Origin of the sequence: Pelagibius litoralis (assembly GCF_011683915.1) — a bacterium.
GTDB classification, from domain to species: domain Bacteria; phylum Pseudomonadota; class Alphaproteobacteria; order Kiloniellales; family Kiloniellaceae; genus Pelagibius; species Pelagibius litoralis.
Genome location: NZ_JAAQPH010000018.1, coordinates 75,968 through 92,527, shown reverse-complemented (window position 1 = coordinate 92,527; position 16,560 = coordinate 75,968). Strand labels below are relative to the sequence as shown.

At 65.2% G+C, this 16,560-nt stretch carries 18 protein-coding genes and 1 tRNA gene; 11 read left to right on the top strand and 8 right to left on the bottom strand.

Features of this window, described 5'->3' with window-relative positions; genetic code table 11:
- The first annotated feature begins 130 nt into the window (after window positions 1-130).
- On the top strand, window positions 131-1,015 hold the full coding sequence (locus tag HBA54_RS21030) for an RNA polymerase factor sigma-32 (RefSeq protein ID WP_167228339.1): 885 nt from the start codon (window positions 131-133) through the stop codon (window positions 1,013-1,015).
- Window positions 1,016-1,114: 99 nt separating this feature from the next.
- Here the strand turns inward: HBA54_RS21030 and HBA54_RS21025 are convergent, their stop codons facing one another.
- The 3 genes from HBA54_RS21025 to HBA54_RS21015 are packed head-to-tail and all read right to left on the bottom strand — an operon-like array spanning window position 1,115 to window position 5,432.
- Entirely contained in the window at window positions 1,115-3,079 is a 1,965-nt protein-coding gene (locus HBA54_RS21025; protein ID WP_167228337.1) for an adenylate/guanylate cyclase domain-containing protein, read from the bottom strand.
- A gap of 29 nt (window positions 3,080-3,108) precedes the next feature.
- A complete protein-coding gene (locus tag HBA54_RS21020) occupies window positions 3,109-4,611 on the bottom strand; it encodes a M48 family metalloprotease (RefSeq protein WP_167228335.1) in 1,503 nt (500 codons plus the stop codon).
- Entirely contained in the window at window positions 4,608-5,432 is an 825-nt protein-coding gene (locus HBA54_RS21015) for a thermonuclease family protein (RefSeq protein WP_167228333.1), read from the bottom strand. Before HBA54_RS21015 ends, HBA54_RS21020 begins: the two co-directional genes overlap by 4 nt.
- 196 nt (window positions 5,433-5,628) lie before the next feature.
- Between HBA54_RS21015 and pip the strand changes: the two genes are divergently transcribed.
- The 3 genes from pip to HBA54_RS21000 all read left to right on the top strand — a co-directional run bounded on the left by pip (window position 5,629) and on the right by HBA54_RS21000 (window position 7,201).
- Complete coding sequence (gene pip, locus HBA54_RS21010) at window positions 5,629-6,597, top strand: prolyl aminopeptidase (protein ID WP_240932805.1); 969 nt, start codon at window positions 5,629-5,631, stop codon at window positions 6,595-6,597.
- Between the two features lie 69 nt (window positions 6,598-6,666).
- Window positions 6,667-6,743, top strand: a tRNA-Arg gene (locus HBA54_RS21005).
- Window positions 6,744-6,820: 77 nt separating this feature from the next.
- Window positions 6,821-7,201 carry a DUF423 domain-containing protein gene (locus HBA54_RS21000; RefSeq protein WP_167228331.1) on the top strand — a complete coding sequence of 127 codons (381 nt, stop codon included), beginning with the start codon at window positions 6,821-6,823 and terminating at the stop codon, window positions 7,199-7,201.
- Between the two features lie 24 nt (window positions 7,202-7,225).
- Here HBA54_RS21000 and HBA54_RS20995 read toward each other — a convergent pair whose 3' ends face one another.
- Window positions 7,226-8,023: a glycosyltransferase family 25 protein gene (locus HBA54_RS20995; RefSeq protein ID WP_167228328.1), complete on the bottom strand. Its 798-nt coding sequence runs from the start codon at window positions 8,021-8,023 to the stop codon at window positions 7,226-7,228.
- A 205-nt stretch (window positions 8,024-8,228) separates the two neighbouring features.
- Here HBA54_RS20995 and HBA54_RS20990 point away from each other — a divergent pair, with 205 nt between their 5' ends.
- Window positions 8,229-8,567 carry a VOC family protein gene (locus HBA54_RS20990; protein WP_167228326.1) on the top strand — a complete coding sequence of 113 codons (339 nt, stop codon included), beginning with the start codon at window positions 8,229-8,231 and terminating at the stop codon, window positions 8,565-8,567.
- A gap of 105 nt (window positions 8,568-8,672) precedes the next feature.
- Window positions 8,673-9,431: an SDR family NAD(P)-dependent oxidoreductase gene (locus HBA54_RS20985; RefSeq protein ID WP_167228324.1), complete on the top strand. Its 759-nt coding sequence runs from the start codon at window positions 8,673-8,675 to the stop codon at window positions 9,429-9,431.
- 154 nt (window positions 9,432-9,585) lie between these two features.
- Here HBA54_RS20985 and HBA54_RS20980 read toward each other — a convergent pair whose 3' ends face one another.
- On the bottom strand, window positions 9,586-9,876 hold the full coding sequence (locus tag HBA54_RS20980) for a 4a-hydroxytetrahydrobiopterin dehydratase (protein ID WP_167228322.1): 291 nt from the start codon (window positions 9,874-9,876) through the stop codon (window positions 9,586-9,588).
- Window positions 9,877-9,989: 113 nt separating this feature from the next.
- Here HBA54_RS20980 and HBA54_RS20975 point away from each other — a divergent pair, with 113 nt between their 5' ends.
- Window positions 9,990-10,403, top strand: a complete 414-nt coding sequence (locus tag HBA54_RS20975) for a metallopeptidase family protein (RefSeq protein WP_240932804.1) — start codon at window positions 9,990-9,992, stop codon at window positions 10,401-10,403.
- Window positions 10,404-10,637: 234 nt separating this feature from the next.
- Here the strand turns inward: HBA54_RS20975 and HBA54_RS20970 are convergent, their stop codons facing one another.
- Window positions 10,638-12,254 (bottom strand): Rieske (2Fe-2S) protein, encoded by a 1,617-nt coding sequence (locus HBA54_RS20970; RefSeq protein ID WP_167228320.1) that lies wholly within the window; start codon window positions 12,252-12,254, stop codon window positions 10,638-10,640.
- 96 nt (window positions 12,255-12,350) lie between these two features.
- Between HBA54_RS20970 and HBA54_RS20965 the strand changes: the two genes are divergently transcribed.
- Both HBA54_RS20965 and HBA54_RS20960 read left to right on the top strand, forming a co-directional pair.
- On the top strand, window positions 12,351-13,013 hold the full coding sequence (locus HBA54_RS20965; RefSeq protein WP_167228318.1) for a helix-turn-helix transcriptional regulator: 663 nt from the start codon (window positions 12,351-12,353) through the stop codon (window positions 13,011-13,013).
- A gap of 223 nt (window positions 13,014-13,236) precedes the next feature.
- Window positions 13,237-13,638, top strand: coding sequence for a hypothetical protein (locus HBA54_RS20960; protein WP_167228316.1), 402 nt, complete (start codon window positions 13,237-13,239; stop codon window positions 13,636-13,638).
- Between the two features lie 101 nt (window positions 13,639-13,739).
- Here the strand turns inward: HBA54_RS20960 and HBA54_RS20955 are convergent, their stop codons facing one another.
- Both HBA54_RS20955 and cobB read right to left on the bottom strand, forming a co-directional pair.
- Entirely contained in the window at window positions 13,740-14,357 is a 618-nt protein-coding gene (locus HBA54_RS20955) for a uracil-DNA glycosylase family protein (RefSeq protein WP_240932803.1), read from the bottom strand.
- Entirely contained in the window at window positions 14,347-15,063 is a 717-nt protein-coding gene (gene cobB / locus HBA54_RS20950; protein ID WP_167228314.1) for a Sir2 family NAD+-dependent deacetylase, read from the bottom strand. Before cobB ends, HBA54_RS20955 begins: the two co-directional genes overlap by 11 nt.
- A gap of 107 nt (window positions 15,064-15,170) precedes the next feature.
- Here cobB and HBA54_RS20945 point away from each other — a divergent pair, with 107 nt between their 5' ends.
- Window positions 15,171-15,677, top strand: a complete 507-nt coding sequence (locus tag HBA54_RS20945) for a low molecular weight protein-tyrosine-phosphatase (protein ID WP_322096082.1) — start codon at window positions 15,171-15,173, stop codon at window positions 15,675-15,677.
- Window positions 15,661-16,530, top strand: coding sequence for a fructosamine kinase family protein (locus tag HBA54_RS20940; RefSeq protein ID WP_167228312.1), 870 nt, complete (start codon window positions 15,661-15,663; stop codon window positions 16,528-16,530). Before HBA54_RS20945 ends, HBA54_RS20940 begins: the two co-directional genes overlap by 17 nt.
- Window positions 16,531-16,560 lie beyond the last annotated feature (30 nt).

Genomic DNA, 16,560 nt, shown 5'->3' with positions numbered 1-16,560 from the left:
ATCAGACTTCGCTGATACCGTACGTCTACGTATGATTTAGAACTTTTCCAAAGAAGCTGTGATCCAGCCCCACCCGGGCACCGTAAACTCTAATATTGGGTTGAGTGTTACGAGGGTGAAAGGTCTGTCCATGCCTCTCTACGAAGACTCACAGGCGCAGCGTTCCCAGGCAAGGTTCATCCGGCAATCGATGTCGGAAAGGCTACTTTCGCGCGAGGAAGAGTACCGGCTGGCCCGGTCCTGGCGCGACGACGGTGACGCCGACTCTCTGCATGAGCTGATCCGCGCCTACACCCGTCTCGTCGTTTCCCTGGCGACCAAGTTCCGCAACTACGGCCTTCCGATGGGCGATCTCATCCAGGAAGGCACCATCGGCCTGCTGCAGGCCGCCAGCCGCTTCGAGCCGGAACGCAATGTCCGCTTCTCGACCTATGCCTCCTGGTGGATCCGCTCCGCCATGCAGGACTTTATTCTGCGCAACTGGTCGATCGTGCGCACCGGCACCACGGCGGCGCAGAAAACCCTGTTCTTCAATTTCCGCCGCCTGCGCGCCCGCATCGAGGATTCCTCCGGCCGGCCCTTCGACGAAGACGGCCGGGTTGAGGTCGCCAAGCACCTCTCCGTGCCGCTGCACGATGTGAATCACATGGAAAGCCGGCTCTCCGCGTCGGATCAGTCGCTGAACGCCCGGGTCGGCGAGGACGGCGACGACGAGTGGCAGGATCACCTGACCGACGACCGCTCCAGCCCGGAAGACCTGGTAATCTCCTTCCACGACAGCCTGACGCGCAGCGAATGGATCGAACAGGCGCTGCTCGAACTCAGCCAGCGCGAACAAACCATCATCAGGGCCCGGCGCCTGAGCGACGATTCCAAAACGCTGGAAGACCTCGGCAAGGATCTCGGGGTCAGCAAGGAGCGTGTGCGCCAGCTGGAACAACGCGCCTTACAGAAAATGAAGGCGCTGCTGCTGGACCGGGTAAAACGCCCGCTTGACCTGCTGGCCGACGCCTAGATCGGATCATGTTTTGACGGAACCACTTCGTGGTTGCGCCAAAACATGTGAATCCGATCACCATCAAACAGTTAGAGCAGATCCTATCTGAGCGCTACTTTATGAAGTCGCTCCGGATGAAATCGTTCCGGATGAAATCGTTCCGGGCAGCAATCTGAAAACGCCGATGGCGCCGATCCGCCCGCGCATCTGGTGCTCGCCCAGATCCTCCAGGGAAAACCCCTCATCGTCCCCCAGGGCCTTCCGGGTCGATTCTGACAACAGAATCAAGGCATCGGGCTGATCGCCGGGCAGGCTGGCAGCAACTTCTTTGCCGAAAGCCTCCAGGCGGTTTGCCAGGTTCACCGTATCGCCGATCAGGGTGTAGTTCACACGGCCCGGCGCACCGATGTTGCCAACGACGGCGGGGCCTGAATGCACGCCCATGCGCAGGCGTACCGCAGGGGCACCCCGGGCGATCCGTTCACGGTTGTCCGCCTGCAGCGCGGCGCTGATGGCCTTGGCGGCCCGGCAGGCGCGCAGGGCGTGATCGGGCTGGTCGTCCGGCGCGCCCCAGAAAGCCATCACCGAATCGCCGATGTACTTGTCGACGGTTCCGCCGGTCTTTTCGATCTCGGTGGCCAGCAAAGCGAAGTGATGGTTCAGAAAATCAGCCAATTCCTGCGCCGACATGTTCTGGCTGGCCGCGGTGAAGCCGACGATGTCGGTGAATATGACGGTGACCTGGCGCTCTTCGGACTGCACCCCGTCCTCGCCCAACTGGATCAGGCGCAGCACCAGGGAACGCGGCACATAGGTTTCGAACCAGCGCAGGCCGTTGAGCATGGAGTTAAATGCCCCGGAGGCGGAGTCCAGTTCGCGGAAGAAACTGCCCTTGGCTGCCGGCACGCGGCGAAAATCGAAACTGCTGATCGCCCGCGCCGCCGTCGAAAGGTCGCTGATCGGTCTTGCGATGCTGCGCGCCAGAACGACCGCAAGCACAAGCGACGCCGCCAGGATGCCCAGGCCGACCCAGCCGGCCAGCAGCAGCCGATCCATCTCCGACTGCTCGATCTCGCTGTTGCGCGCATAGACGCCCATATAGAAGGGCTCGGGGCCATAACCCTCGACACTGCGGTAGAGATAGAAAACCGGGTCGTCGCCGTCCAGGATCAGATGCCCCAGAAGGCTTGTCTCCTCGCCTTCGAGAATATCGATATGCTCGCCGCGGTCGCTCCAGATCATCGCCAGTTCCGGGTCGCCGATCTCCTCCAGCGACAACAGCGGCTTGTCCGGCCCCACCATTGTGTTGGCTTCGATCAGGGCCGGATGGGCCAGCACCCGGTCGCGGCCATAGAGCACAAAGGCGTGGATATCGAACTCCCGTTCAAAGTCCGCGACGTAGTTCGAGAGCACCTGGATTGAGACGACGGCGGCAAAAACGCCGATGTAGTCTTCTCCGCGATAGGCCGGCGCCGTGACGGTTACCTGGGGCTGCTCAAGGGATTCGACCCAGAAGACACCATCCCAGACCGATTCCTGCCGGCCGCGCATCTGCTTGACCAACTGCACGATCTCAGGATCCGGCTCCACCGCATCATAGAGGCGGACAATGCCGGTCTCTCCGCGTCCGACGCGCTGCGACCAGCCCTCCGCCGAGAAGAAAGCAACCCCGGTCACCTGCGGCGCACCGGCAAGGGTACCCAGCAGCATTTCGGTCAAACCCGCGCGGTCATCGGCGGAAATCTCACCCTGCTTTGCCATCTCGGCCATAAAAACGACACGGCTGTGGACCACGCCAAGATGCTGGCCGATCCGGTCGATCAGGCTGTCGACGGTGAACTCGGCGGTCTGGCGGATCAGGGAGGTGGTGTTCTTCTGCGCCGCGCCCAGCGATATCCCAAGCACCGCGGAAACCGCCACCAGGACCAGGCCGGCAAAGCCGAAAACCAGGATCGCGGCAATGGTCGGACGCCAGCGCGGCCGCGCGGCCCCGGCCCTAAGCTCTGCCGCGGACTCTGCCGACGGGATCGGCCCTGCGCCCGGCAGCGCCGCGATGTTGGGTAACCGCTCTTCGCTGGTCATGGGGCTGCGTCGTTCATTGGGGGTTCCATCTACTCGGCGATGATCTTCACCGCTTGGCCGGTCTGCAACGTCACATTCCGGTCAAAGCCGTTCAATACCAGAAAGCGTTTCAGGTTTTCCTCAACGAAAGGCATGCGCGCGGCGATTTTGCCCGCCGTCTCCCCTGCCTTGACCTGATGGATCCTGATCCGGCGCGGCTTCAGCTTGCCGGCCTCCGCGTCGGAGAGTTTGCGAAAGCTGTACGTCGTCTCGCGGAAACCGCGGTTGAAGCTGGCCGTCTGGTCGGGCTTGGTGACGAAGGCGAAACGATAGATTGTCTGGGCATCGTATCGCAGCGTCAGAAGCCGCAGGCTCTGTTGCCCGTTGCTTGCACCCGCCGTCGCCGCGTCCATGCCGTTCACCGTAATCGCCTCCAGGCCCGAAAGGCTCAGGTTCTTACCCCAGACACCGCCGAGATAGTCGGTCATGGCGCCCTTGTAACCCTTGCCGGCCCGGTCGAAAATGATCGCGGCGCTGCCGTCGCCGTTGCGCGCCAGCACCCGGTTCGACTGGTTGTAGAGGCGAAAGCCTTCCGGCACTTCGAAGGCGAATTTCAGCTTCGGATGAGCGAAACTGCGGCCACGGATGTAGCCTTCGTCCGGCTTGTCACCGAACAGCAGGCCGTCGATCTTTCTGAAATAGATATCCTGCGCCACCATAGGATCTTCCACCCTGTTGACGCCCGCCTGTTCCAGGGCCCGTTCGATCCGGTCGGTAGTGCGCGGATGGGTCTGCATGATGTCGAAGGCGTCGGCCTTTTCCGGCTGGCCGGCCAGTTCCGCCTCCAGGCGGCCATGGGCCTGAAGCTGGCTCAGGAAGCCGGCCATGGCGCGGGTATCGTAGCGGGCGCGGCCAAGATAGCGGCCGCCCAGCATGTCGGCCTCGAACTCCTGTTCGCGCGAATAGCTGCGCACCAGCAGCCCACCCAGGGCGCCGCCGGCCTGGGCCGCCGGCCCGCCGAGCAGCACGCCGAGCCCAGCCCCGGCGACGTTGGCGGCCATGGTCTGGCCATAACGCTCTGCGGTATGACGCGCCGTCACATGGCCGATTTCGTGGGCCATCACGCCGGCCATCTCAGCCTCGTTCCCGGCCAGCGCCAGCAGGCCGCGGGTGAGGTAGACATAGCCGCCGGGCAGGGCGAAGGCATTGACGACCGGCGAATCCAGGATGGTGAAAGTAAATTTCAGGTCGGGCAGTTCGGAGGTCTGGACCAGCAGGTTCCCAACCGAGGACACATAGGCGTTCAGCGCCGGGTCGTCATAGCTGCCGCCGTACTGGGCCATCACCTTGGGATGTTCCTTGCGGCCCAGCTCGGCCTCGCCTTTTTCACTGAGCCCGCCGGTGAAGATGGTCCGCCCGGTGCCCGGCGCCGTGGCGCAGGCCGCCAAAAGCGGCAGCAGGATAAAGAACGGGAGCAGCGCCCCCAGCCGACGCAGGAGCGGCCAACGCAGGAGGAAAGAACGTGCAAGGGAACCGAAAGTTAGGGACATCATTCCTCCAACAGCTCGATCTGCTCGGGATGGGTGGCTTCGATCATGGGGCCGTTGCGCGACTTTAGCCAGCCGCGCACGCGCAGGCGCCGGCCTTGATAGCTTTCCAGGTCAATGCCCTGTTCGGCGAACATCTGCCCGGCGCGGCGGCTCACCACAATGGTAAAGTCGCTGCGCCAGTCCTCGGCGAAGTTCAGATAGGTATTGCGCCCGGCCCGGCCAACCGCAACCACCCGGCCCTCGACCAGTTCGAAACCGCCGAGCCAGCGCTGCGCCGCCTCTGCCGGGCGCAAGGCGTAAAAGGAATCGGCCCAGATCCCCCGCCTCTCGGCCCTGGCCCGGCGTTCCAAAGCCAGCATCTCGGCGATCAGCGCGCGGTTGTCGTCGAAGCTGTAGACCCGGGCGAGGCCGGCTTCCAGGATCGCCCCCTGCACCCAGAGCTTCTCTCCCCCGGGGGCCGCCTCCCCGGACCCACCCTCGACAAAGAGATGCGCCAGCACCCGCCCGTGGCGGTCGCCGCGGCGCCCGCCGAAGCCCGGCGTAACCGTCTTGTCCAGGGTCAGGGCAGCGAGCAGGGCCTTGGCCTCCCCGGCCAGGGGCCAGGCCTTGAAGCCGGCGCGCCCGAGCGGCAGTTTCGGCGCCTGGATGCCGACCAGCCTGATCTCGCGCCCGTCCGCCAGCACCAGGGTATCGCCGTCGACGATCTCCGCCACCCGGCCCGCTTCGCCCGGCGCCAGCGCCTCCTGCGGCGGAATTGCCAGTCCCGGTGGCGCGGCCAGCAGCGGCACCAAAAGCAGAACCAGATAAAGGACGTGACGGGTCATCGGGCGAATCATGAGGCGGCGGCGGAACCAAATCGTTGGCGGACAGTCTATCAGGCCAGGCCCCGCCGGGGCGAGAGCGGTCAAGAGGAAGCCGAAAGCCGCCGACCGGCGCCTAAGCCCTAAGAAAGTTGGCAGAGGCAGGCCGCCTGGGATATGCAGGGAGCCGGGCCAGGGCATGGCCTGAGGAGAAAGACAGATGGAAGAGGCTGGCCGCATGCTCGCGCAGGACCTTTTTTCACCGATTGAGCCCTATGAAAGCGGGCGGCTCGCGCTGGACGACCAGCATTCGATGTATTGGGAGGTTTCCGGCAATCCGACCGGGCGGCCTATCGTCTTCCTGCACGGCGGGCCCGGCGCCGGGGCCGGGCCGGACCACCGCCGCTTCTTCGATCCGCGCCACTACCGCATCGTCGTCTTCGATCAGCGCGGCGCCGGGCGCTCCACCCCGCTGGGCGGGCTGGAGAACAACACCACCCCCCACCTGATCGCCGATATGGAACGCCTGCGCGATCACCTGGGGATCATGCGCTGGCACGTTTTCGGCGGCTCCTGGGGCTCGACCCTGGCGCTGGCCTATGCCCAGGCCCACCCGGAGCGGGTTTCCGCCCTGGTGGTGCGCGGCATCTTCCTGGGCAGCGAGGCGGAGATCGACTGGTTTCTCTACGGCATGGCCCGGATCTTCCCGGAGAACTGGCGCAACTTCGCCGACGCCATTCCCGAGGACGAGCGCGGCGACCTGATGACAGCCTATCAGAAGCGCCTGAACGACCCGGACCCCAAGGTGCACCTGCCCGCCGCCCGCGCCTGGAGCATGTACGAGGGCAGCTGTTCCACCCTGCTGCCCAGCCCGCAGACCGTGGCCGCCTTTGGTGAGGAACGCCACGCCCTCGGCCTCTCGCGCATCGAGGCGCACTATTTCGAGCATCAGGTCTTTCTGGAGGAGAACGCCCTGATGAAGAACCTGAACCGCATCCGCAACATTCCCGCGGTCATCGTCCAGGGCCGCTACGACATGGTCTGCCCGATGGAAACCGCCGATGCCCTGCACCGCGCCTGGCCGGAAGCCGACTACATGGTGGTGCCCGACGCCGGCCACTCCGCCATGGAGCCCGGCATTCGCCGCGCCCTGGTCGCCGCCACGGAGCGCTTCAAGGGCGTGGAGTAAGGGGCATCCGCCCGCATTGCCTAATCCGGCGCTTTGGCCTATCTAAAAGCGGCCTTCATCGGCCAGCGAGGCCCCGTAGCTCAGCCGGATAGAGCGACAGATTCCTAATCTGTAGGTCGCAGGTTCGAATCCTGCCGGGGTCACCAGCCCTCCCCCATGACAATCGGCCCCGCGACAATCCGGCATAGGACAGCGGGGGCGCCCTCGCCTATCCTCCGCCGCCATGCGCATCCTTTGGATTCTTCTCGGCCTTTTGGGCGTCGCTGCGGTGGCGCTGGGCGCCTACGGCAGCCATGGGGCGGCCTTCGCCGATGCACGGGCGCAGGCGGTTTTCGACACCGCGCTCAGCTATCACTTCGCGCATCTGCCGGCCCTGGGCCTGGCGGCGCTGATCGGCAGCCTGGCGCCAGCGGCGGGCCGGCGGGCGGGCATTGCCGCCGCCCTTTTCCTCGCCGGCATGGCTTTGTTCTGCGGCGCGCTCTATCTGAAAAGTCTGGGCCTGGCCGAGATCACCAACCCCCTGGCGCCGACAGGCGGCTTCCTGCTGATGGCCGGCTGGCTGGCGCTGGCCTGGGCCGGAATGGGCTGCCGGGCGAGGCGATAGGGGATCGCGGTTAGCGGCCGGGACTCAACGGCCCGATCGTTTCAGGCTGCGCCGATCCTCCGCCCAGGTGAACCAGTAGACGCGGCGCTTGCCGACGGTCTCCTGCACCTTGCGCAGGGCGCGGATCGCCGGGAAGGCCAGGCGGTGGGCAAGCCCGGTTTCCATGACCTTCTCGTGCCGCAGGGTCCCGATGGTCGACTCCAGGGCCACATCGGGGGCAACCGGGACCGGCTCCACGGTGAACCAGACCAGTCCATGGTCCCAACTGCGCCCCATCAGGCTGTCCACCGCCAGCCAGTTGCGCTGCATGGCGGGCAGCAGTTTCTCCGCGCCGCTGCGGCGCAGCAGATAGGCATGGGCGCCGCCCAGCGTGGTCTCCGGCCGCACCAGCCAGTAATCCCCGGTGAGGCTGGCGACACGGCGGCGGCGGCGGCGCTGCAGCTTGGCGCCGTCGACGAAACGCACCATGTCGAAGGGCGTGTCACAGGCCAGGATCGCCGCCATCACCGCCGGGAAATCCGGGCCGAAAACCGCGTCGTCCTCCAGCACCAGGACCTGGTCCAGATCCCCCGCCAGCAGGCGCTCGCAGGCCGCGCGGTGGGAGAGGGCGCAGCCCAGTTCCGCCGCCGTCAGATCCCGGCCGTAGGCGTAGCGCCGCCGCTTGCGGTCGTAAGCCGGATGGCTGGTCACGTCCAGCTGGCGACCATCGACGGCTGCGATGAATTCGTAGTCCAGGCCAAGCGCATCGAGCCGGCGGCGCATGCCTTCGCGCCGCGCCTCGGCACGGGCCAGATTAATCACCAGAACCTTGACCGCTTGCACGGACTTTCCCCTTGAAGCGGCCCAACGCCCCTGCGGGCCGCTTTTTCGCACACCTTCTTCATCACACAATCGCCGCCCTCATACAAGGACCGGGGCACAGGGGCCCGGACAACCCCGGGGCTTCATTTTTTTATCGATCCGCTTCACTGTCGCGAAGAACAACATTCGCCAAGGCGCGAAGCGGACCCGGAAGGTAGGAAAAATCATGCAACTGGCACTGCGGCGGGTGACCATCTTCACCGGCAATATGACGGACCTGGCAAGGTTCTATGGCGAGGTGCTGGGCCTGCCGGTCCTCAACGACGGCCCCCGGTGGAAAATGTTCGACGCCGGGGCGGTGCAGATCGCGCTCCACAACGGCTCGGCCATGCTGGGCCGTCGGCCACCCAAACTGGTGTTCCATACCGACGACGTGGCCGCCGCGCGCGAAACCCTGAACCGGCGTGGTGCGCGCTTTGGCCCGGTGAAGCAGGCCGAGGACTTCGCCATCTGCGACGCCAAGGACCCGGACGGCAACCCGATCCAGATCTCCAGCCGGCCCTGAGCCCGGCGGGGCTCGTCTTTGTCGGGCCGCTCTGCTATAGAGCCCGCGCTTTTTCGAGATCGTGCCGCGAAGCGTGGCCTTTTAGCAGTGAGAGGGGATCAGGAGATGGACGTAAAAGGGCTTGCAGCAATCGTGACCGGCGGAGGCTCCGGCCTGGGCGCGGAGACGGCACGGCACCTGGCCGCCGCCGGGGCCAAGGTGACGGCGCTGGACCTGAACGGCGAGGCGGCGGAAACCGTCGCCAAGGAAATCGGCGGCCTGGGCCTGGCCTGCGACGTTTCCAGCGCCGAAGCCGGCGAGGCCGCGGTCGCCGCCGCGCGTGAGGCCCATGGCCCCTGCCGGGTGCTGGTGAACTGTGCCGGCATCGCGCCGGCCAAGCGCATCGTCGGGCGCGACGGGCCGATGCCCCTCGACTTCTTCGAGAACGTCATCAAGGTGAACCTGATCGGCAGTTTCAATCTGCTGCGCCTGGCCGCCGCCGACATGCTGGCCGCCGAACCGCTGAACAGCGACAACGAGCGCGGCGTGGTGATCTCCACCGCCTCCATCGCCGCGGTCGAAGGCCAGCTCGGCCAGGTCGCCTATGCCGCCTCCAAGGCCGGGATCAACGGCATGATGCTGCCGGCGGCGCGCGAATTCGCCAAGATGGGCGTGCGCGTGCTGACCATCGCACCGGGCCTGATCGGCACCCCGCTGCTGCTGAACATGCCCCAGGAAGTGCAGGACAACCTGGCCGGACAGGTGCCCTTCCCGCACCGCTTCGGCCACCCGTCGGAGTTCGGCAGGCTGGTCATGCACATCTGCGAGAACACCATGCTGAACGCCGACACCATCCGCCTCGACGGCGCCATGCGCATGCAGTAGAGAAAACCAAAAGCCCCCTCACCCCGACCCTCTCCCACGAGGGGAGAGGGGAGAAACAAAAGGACCTCTATAGAGCCCCTCTCCCCTGCGTGGGAGAGGGAGGGGCGCGCGTTAGCGGGAGGGTGAGGGGGCTCTGTTTTGTTCCTGCCTCACATCAAGCCGCGTAGCTCTCGATGCGCTTGGCGAGCTTCACGTCGAGCTCTGAGAGACCGTCGCAATCGTGGGTCGTCAGGGTGATCTCAACACGATTGTATACATTGAACCACTCGGGGTGATGGTTAAGCTTCTCTGCCGCCAGGGCGACCCGGTTCATGAAGCCCCAGGCCTGGTTAAAGGACTTGAACTGGAATGTCTTTTTCAGGGCATCGCGGCCCTCCACAGGGGCCCATCCGGGCAGCACGGCGGGCAGATCGGCGCGTTCCTTTGGGCCCAGCTTCTCCACCATCGCGTTCCTCCAAAAACTAATTGCTTGGGTTAAGGTTAACCGAAAGTGACTCTGCTTGGACTCCCGGTCAAGGCAGGCTAGGGTGAGGTCAAGAAGAGGCGATAGGAACCGTTATGGCACGCATGCACGACGTGGGGCGTCACAGCACCCCGCCCGAGACCAAGCACCTGGAGGCACTGGCCCGCGAGGCCTATGCCACGATCCCCGCTGACCTGCGCGATGCGCTGGGCAACGTGGTCATCCATGTCCTGGATTTCCCGGACGACGATACCCTGGAGGAGATGGACTGCGAGTCTCCCTTCGACCTTCTGGGTCTCTACCGCGGCACCAGCCTGCTGGCGAAATCCAGCCTGGATGTGCCCGACGACATGGACATGATCTTTCTCTATCGCCGGCCGATCCTCGACTACTGGTGCGACAGCGGCGAGGACCTGGCGGAAGTGGTGAAGCACGTGCTGGTCCACGAAATCGGCCATCACTTCGGCTTCTCCGATGACGACATGGAGCAGATCGAAAGCTACCCCTGAGGTCCGCACGCCTCTCTCAAACGCAAACGGCCCGCCGCAAGACGGGCCGTTTTTCGTTTGGCGCCTATCTCCCGCTCACCCGCTGCGCGGGACGCTGATCACCCCTCACCCCTCACCCCGGCCCTCTCCCACGGAGGGGAGAGGGAGAACAAAAAAGAACGTGGATGTATTTCCCTCTCCCCTTGTGGGAGAGGGCCGGGGTGAGGGGTGAGGGGGCCTTTTTGGTATCGGCGCCTAACCCTCCGCCGCCACGAAGCTGAGCGCCTGCTGCGCCGTGCGCCTGGTGTGCTTGCGCTTCAGCGGTTCGTGCAGGAAGCGGTTCACCGCGGCCAGCAGCGGCGGCACCCAGGGCGCCGCGGGATCGGCGGCAATCTCCTCGCGGGCCGCCGTCAGCAGCTTCACCAGATGCACCGAGACGATGTATTCGGGCTGGGCGTGATCGAAGAGGCCCCGCATCGAACGGTCGAAAAAGGCCGCGCTGTCGTCCACCTGCCAGGGGCTGGCGTCCAAGGCGCAGTCGACGTAACCCGCGTTGCGGCCGATGAAGCAGGCGATCTGCAGCAGGCCCTGGGGCCAGAGCCGGGGATGACGGCTGCAGAGCACCCGCACCGCATTGCTGAAGGTCACGGCATGGGTGAAGTCGAGCCAGTTGACGTTGTGGGAAACCGACCCGTCGGTGGCCGCCTGGACCGTCAGGTCGAACTGCAGGAAGTCGGCCGCCGCTGCCCCCAGCAGTGCATCGAAGAGGGCCTTGCGGTCCGCCGATGACGCCAGCACCCGCTCCAGCACCTTGGGCACCGAAAGGCGCCGCAGGTCCTCTGCCGCCACCGGCGCAGCGCCCTTGCCGTCCCAGCGCACCAGGGCGCCGCCGTAGGCCCGGAATTCCGGGATCAGGTCCTCGCGCGAGGCGTAGACCAGGGAGCGAACGAGACTGAGAAGCAAGGGCTCGGCGGAGGCGGGGCCCAGGCGTTCGATCAACTGGCCGGTCTTGTAGACATAGATCAGGGAATGGCCGAAGTCCTGGTAGTGCGCCAGGGCCGCCTCGGCCAGGGGTTCCTCCAACTCGCGATAGCCCAACCCGTCCGCCAGGGCGCCGCGCAGCAGGGCGATGGCCGCGGCTTCGTCTTCCGCCTCGATGGCGGCCACCAGTGCCGCGGCATCGTAGGGGCGGCTTCCCTCGGAAAAGGGGTAGGCCGGTTCGCGCAGGCAATCCCAGGCCAGATGGCCGACGACCTCCAGCAGCGGAACGAGCTTCTCCGGGTCGCTCTCGGCCAGTTCATCGCGCAGGGCCAGCCAGTCCGGCGCCCCGGCATGGGCATGGGTGGTGCCGAACTCGAAGTGGGCCGCCGTCCAGTCCAGCGCCCCGCGCAGGGCGTCCAGCGGATCGCCGCCGGCGGCCTGGAGCCGCGAAATCTCCCGCGCCATGCGGTCGTATTCGTGCCGCCGGAACGAGCGGCGCAGGCTTTCCAGCGCCGCGGCCCGGCGCTCCTCGGCCGGCGGATCGGTAATGTCCAGCCAGACCTCGCCGTCGATAATCTCCACGGGGTAGCGGCGCAGCTTGTCGCCCCCGACCAGGGTCTCGCCGCCCTCGAGATCGAATTTCCAGTTATGCCAGTTGCAGGTCAGGATGCAGCCCCCACCATCCGCCCCCTGGCTCAGCTTGCCCTCCATCAGGGGGTAGCCTTCGTGCGGGCAGCGGTTGTTGCAGGCGAAGACGCCCTTGTCACTGGCGAAGACGGCGATCTGCTTGCCCTCGGCCTTGACGATCTGGCGGCCCTTTTCGAGCAGAGGCTGGAGCGGGCCGATGTGAAGCCTGGTACCGGAGGACGGGACGGCGGCGAGCGCGGTCATGGGCATTCTCCCGATCTTATATTCGAAAGTTTTTCCTTGAGAAATACGGTAAGCCCGCCGCTTGCATTTCTCAAGAAAAATCTTTAATTAATAGGAATGTTGAAGAAAGTACCCAAGCCGGGCGAGAAGCGCAGCCGCCGCGCCATCATCGACCACCTGAAGCAGGACGGCCCTCAGGATGCCGGCCGCTTGGCGGAGCGTCTCGGCATCTCGGCCATGGCGGTGCGCCAGCACCTCTACGACCTGGAGGCCGAGGGCCTGGTCACCCATGAGGCCGAAGCCCGGCCGCCCGGTACGGCCAGGGGCCGCCCGGCCAAGCTCTGGGCCTTGACCCAGGCAGCCGACCGTTTTTTTCCCGACGGCCATGCCGACCTCACCGTCGGGCTGATCGATTCCATGAAGCAGGCCTTCGGCGAAAAGGGACTGGAAAAGCTGCTGGCGGTGCGCGCCCGCGAACAGGTCGAGGCCTACAAGGCCCGCATCGGCAAGCGGCGGAGCCTGCCGGCGAAACTGCGCGCGCTGGCCGCGATCCGCAGCGACGAGGGTTACATGGCCGAGGTCGAGAAGACCACCGGCGGCTATCTGCTGATCGAGAACCACTGCCCCGTCTGCTCGGCCGCCGCCGCCTGCACCAGTCTCTGCCGCAGCGAGTTGGAGGTCTTTCAGCAGTCGTTGGGCGGCGCGGTCACGGTGAAGCGCATCGACCACATCCTGGCCGGCGCCCGGCGCTGCGCCTATCTGGTCACGCCGAAAGACTGACGCATTAAATCACCTGCGCCCTTGTGGCCTTTTTCCAGTGGCTTTCCAGCGTTTGCATTTTCCGATGCCAGGCCGTCAAAGAGACGGTTTTGATGGGTGGTGTCCGCTTGGTTTTTCTATAACGTTCACTTTGTGCAACAAGGACGTTCTCGTGGATCACCTCCAAAAATATTGCGCCCGCAGTGTTTTGTCCTTGCCAGTCGTGAGAGATCACGGATGGCAGTTGAAGCGCTATGCGATCCTCGCCGACGGAAGACGTTTTGACGACCGCACCGCATCCGCAGCCGGAACTGAAGCCATCAAAAGACTGCCCGATGCAGGCAGTCTGGCAGATGGGATTGGAAATCATGGGATTGGATTTCAAATCATCCACTTTGCAGAGGTCGCCGTCGTATCTCCGGTATTCTACTGGCAGTGGGGTAGTGTGCTCGCAAACATTGGGCAGATGCGCGCAAAGTGGGAAGCGCCAACGGAATTCGGTAACGGCGTGAAGGAGGTCGTGGGCTGTATCTGGGAAATGGACGTTGTGAGCTTTGAAATCAATGCGTGGAAGACGACACTGCTAAACGATGTCGGAACCCCAGCAGAAAGACTTGCGACTTACCTTGAACAGCGATTCGGGTAGCTTTGCTTTCACGATCAGTTCGGATCTTTCATCTGCCATCTCATGAAGCCGCCCTTGGTTGATCCGCAACAACCGCTCGTCTCGAAGGGCGCAGCCGCTTCCTACTTTGTCAGACGTTTCACCCGCTTACGCAGTTCCGGCAAAAGGTCGGTTTCGAACCAGGGGTTTTTCTTCAGCCAGGCGGTGTTGCGCCAGCTCGGGTGGGGCAGCGGCAGGTATTCCGGCAGGTAGTCGCGCCAGGCCCGCACCGTCTCGGTCAGGTTCTTCTGGCGCCGCTTGCCGAGGTAATGGCCCTGGGCATAGAGGCCGACCAGCAGGGTCAGTTTCATCTTCGGCAGCGCCGCCAGCAGGGGCGGATGCCACAGTGGCGCGCATTCCGGGCGCGGCGGCTTGTCGCCGCCCTTGGCATCGACACCGGGATAGCAGAAGCCCATGGGCACGATGGCGATCCGGGCCGCGTCGTAGAAGGTCTCGTTGGGCACCGCCAGCCAGTCGCGCAGGCGGTCGCCGGAGCGGTCGTTCCAGGGAATGCCGCTTTCATGCACCCGGGTGCCCGGCGCCTGGCCGATGATCATCAGCCCCGCCCCGGCCTCGGCCCGCAGCACCGGGCGCGGCCCCAGCGGCAGGTGGGCGGCGCAGACCCGGCAGGCCCGCGCCTGGGCGACAATCTCCGCCAGCCCCGGGACTGAGGCAGACGCCATCGGCTTTTTACCGGCCATCGTGCAGCATTTCCTCGACAAAGGCCGGCACCTGCTGGGTCGCCGGGCCGTAGCGGCATTCGGCAAAGAGGCTGTGGCTCTCGGAGGGTTCCAGGTTCAGTTCCACCGTGTGGGCCCGGCCGTTGCCCCTGGCCTCGGCGACGAAGCCGGCGGCCGGATAGACATTGCCCGAGGTGCCGATGGAAACGAAGAGGTCGCAGGCGGCCAGGGCATCGTAGATGCGCTCCATCTCCAGGGGCATCTCGCCGAACCAGACCACATGAACCCTGAGAGTGCCGTCGGCGCCGCAGGCCGGGCAGAGACTGTCGACGGTCATCGCCTCGCGCCAGGGACTGACCGAACCGCAGGCCAGGCAGCGCGCCTTCAACAGCTCGCCATGCATGTGGATCAGCGCCGGGGAGCCGGCGCGCTCATGCAGGTCGTCGATGTTCTGGGTGACCAGAAGAACCTCTCCCGGCCAGTCCTGCTGCAGGCGGGCCAGCGCCAGATGGGCGGCATTGGGCGCCACCGCCGGGTCCAGAAGGCCACTGCGCCGATAGTTGTAGAAATCGTGTACGCGCCCCGGCGCCCGGGCAAAAGCCTCCGGCGTCGCAACATCCTCGATGCGCAGCCGCGCCCAGATCCCGTCCGGATCGCGGAAGGTATCCAGGCCCGATTCCTTGGATATGCCCGCACCGGTCAGAATAACGATTCGTCGATCTTTCATCTTCCTTTGGCTGCCCTGCCGACTGCTTTGCCCCTTGCGAATTCTTGCGGACATGAGGCCGCGATGATAGATCAAATGCAACCACCCGTTTTCCAAGTAATTCAATTGTGAATACACCCGAGAAGCTGAAAGTCCTGATCGTCTGCACGGGGAACATCTGCCGTTCGCCGACGGCCGAGGCACTGCTGCGCCACCACCTGATTTCGGCCGGTCTGGGCGACCGGGTCCTGCTGGATTCAGCGGGGATGGCCGGCTACCACATCGGCCAGCCCCCCTCCAGCGAAGCGGTCATCTGCGCCGCCGAGCGCGGCTATGACCTCTCCGCCTTGCGGGCGCGCCAGATCACGCACCGGGATTTCGACGACTTCGACCTCATCCTGGCGATGGACCACGGCCATCTGCGTCAGTTGGAACGCCAGCGCCCGGAGGGCTCGGCCTGCGGCCTTGCCCTCTACCTGGACGTCATGCCGGACGCCGGGGACGAGGTCGCCGACCCCTACTACGGAACCCTGGCCGACTATGAGATTATGCTGGACGTGATCGAGTCGGCCGCGCCACCCTGGATCGAAGCTTTCAAGCGCGATTACCTGGCGGCCCATGGAACCAAGCCCTAGCGAAAGGAACCAGACCCCCGAAGACGTCGTTGCGGCGGCCCTGGGCCTGCCTCCACGCGGGCTCACGCGCCTGCTCGGCGGTTGCGTGGCGGAGGTTTTCCGGGTCGACCTTGAGAACGGCCCGCCCCTGGTCGCCAAAGTGGCCCGGGACGGCGGCCTTGCGGTCGAAGGCTATATGCTCGACTTCCTGGCCGGGAACACCCGCCTGCCGGTGCCGCAGACGCGCCATGTTTCAGAATCGCTGCTGCTGATGGACTATGTGGACCATGACTCCGGCGCAAGCACCGCCACGGAGGAAGACGCCGCCGAAAGGCTCGCCGCGCTGCACGCCATCACCGCGCCGGCCTATGGTTTCGAGCGTGACACCGTGATCGGCGCGTTGCCGCAGCCCAACGCCTGGGCCGGATCCTGGTGCGATTTCTACCGCGACCGGCGCCTTTTGGTGATGGGGCGCATCGCCAGGGATTCAGGGCGCCTGCCGGCCGAGACCCATCGACGGCTGGAGGCTTTCTGCAACAGGCTGGAGCGTTTCATCGAGCAGCCGCCGCAGCCCGGACTGGTGCACGGCGATGTCTGGGCGGGCAATGTCCTGTTTCGCGGCAATCGCGTCGCCGCCTTCATCGATCCGGCGCTCTACTTTGCCGATCCGGAGGTGGAGATCGCCTATATCGAGCTGCTGTCCACCTTCGGCCCCGCCTTCCACCGGCACTATGAAGCGCTGCGGCCGCCCCGGCCCGGCTACCACGAAGCCCGGCGTGATATCTACAATCTCTTTCCTTTGCTGGTGCACACGCAGATCTGTGGACCCCCCTATGCGCAAATGGTGCAGGACATCCTGATCCGCTACGCGTAGCGTTATTTCGACCTACGTCGAAGCGGTTCC

Coding starts and splice junctions, on each gene's coding strand:
- HBA54_RS21030 (WP_167228339.1), top strand. CDS start 131: ATGCCTCTCTACGAAGACTCACAGGCGCAGCGTTCCCAGGCAAGGTTC.
- HBA54_RS21025 (WP_167228337.1), bottom strand. CDS start 3,079: ATGACCAGCGAAGAGCGGTTACCCAACATCGCGGCGCTGCCGGGCGCA.
- HBA54_RS21020 (WP_167228335.1), bottom strand. CDS start 4,611: ATGATGTCCCTAACTTTCGGTTCCCTTGCACGTTCTTTCCTCCTGCGT.
- HBA54_RS21015 (WP_167228333.1), bottom strand. CDS start 5,432: ATGACCCGTCACGTCCTTTATCTGGTTCTGCTTTTGGTGCCGCTGCTG.
- pip (WP_240932805.1), top strand. CDS start 5,629: ATGGAAGAGGCTGGCCGCATGCTCGCGCAGGACCTTTTTTCACCGATT.
- HBA54_RS21000 (WP_167228331.1), top strand. CDS start 6,821: ATGCGCATCCTTTGGATTCTTCTCGGCCTTTTGGGCGTCGCTGCGGTG.
- HBA54_RS20990 (WP_167228326.1), top strand. CDS start 8,229: ATGCAACTGGCACTGCGGCGGGTGACCATCTTCACCGGCAATATGACG.
- HBA54_RS20985 (WP_167228324.1), top strand. CDS start 8,673: ATGGACGTAAAAGGGCTTGCAGCAATCGTGACCGGCGGAGGCTCCGGC.
- HBA54_RS20980 (WP_167228322.1), bottom strand. CDS start 9,876: ATGGTGGAGAAGCTGGGCCCAAAGGAACGCGCCGATCTGCCCGCCGTG.
- HBA54_RS20975 (WP_240932804.1), top strand. CDS start 9,990: ATGGCACGCATGCACGACGTGGGGCGTCACAGCACCCCGCCCGAGACC.
- HBA54_RS20970 (WP_167228320.1), bottom strand. CDS start 12,254: ATGACCGCGCTCGCCGCCGTCCCGTCCTCCGGTACCAGGCTTCACATC.
- HBA54_RS20965 (WP_167228318.1), top strand. CDS start 12,351: ATGTTGAAGAAAGTACCCAAGCCGGGCGAGAAGCGCAGCCGCCGCGCC.
- HBA54_RS20955 (WP_240932803.1), bottom strand. CDS start 14,357: ATGGCCGGTAAAAAGCCGATGGCGTCTGCCTCAGTCCCGGGGCTGGCG.
- cobB (WP_167228314.1), bottom strand. CDS start 15,063: ATGAAAGATCGACGAATCGTTATTCTGACCGGTGCGGGCATATCCAAG.
- HBA54_RS20940 (WP_167228312.1), top strand. CDS start 15,661: ATGGAACCAAGCCCTAGCGAAAGGAACCAGACCCCCGAAGACGTCGTT.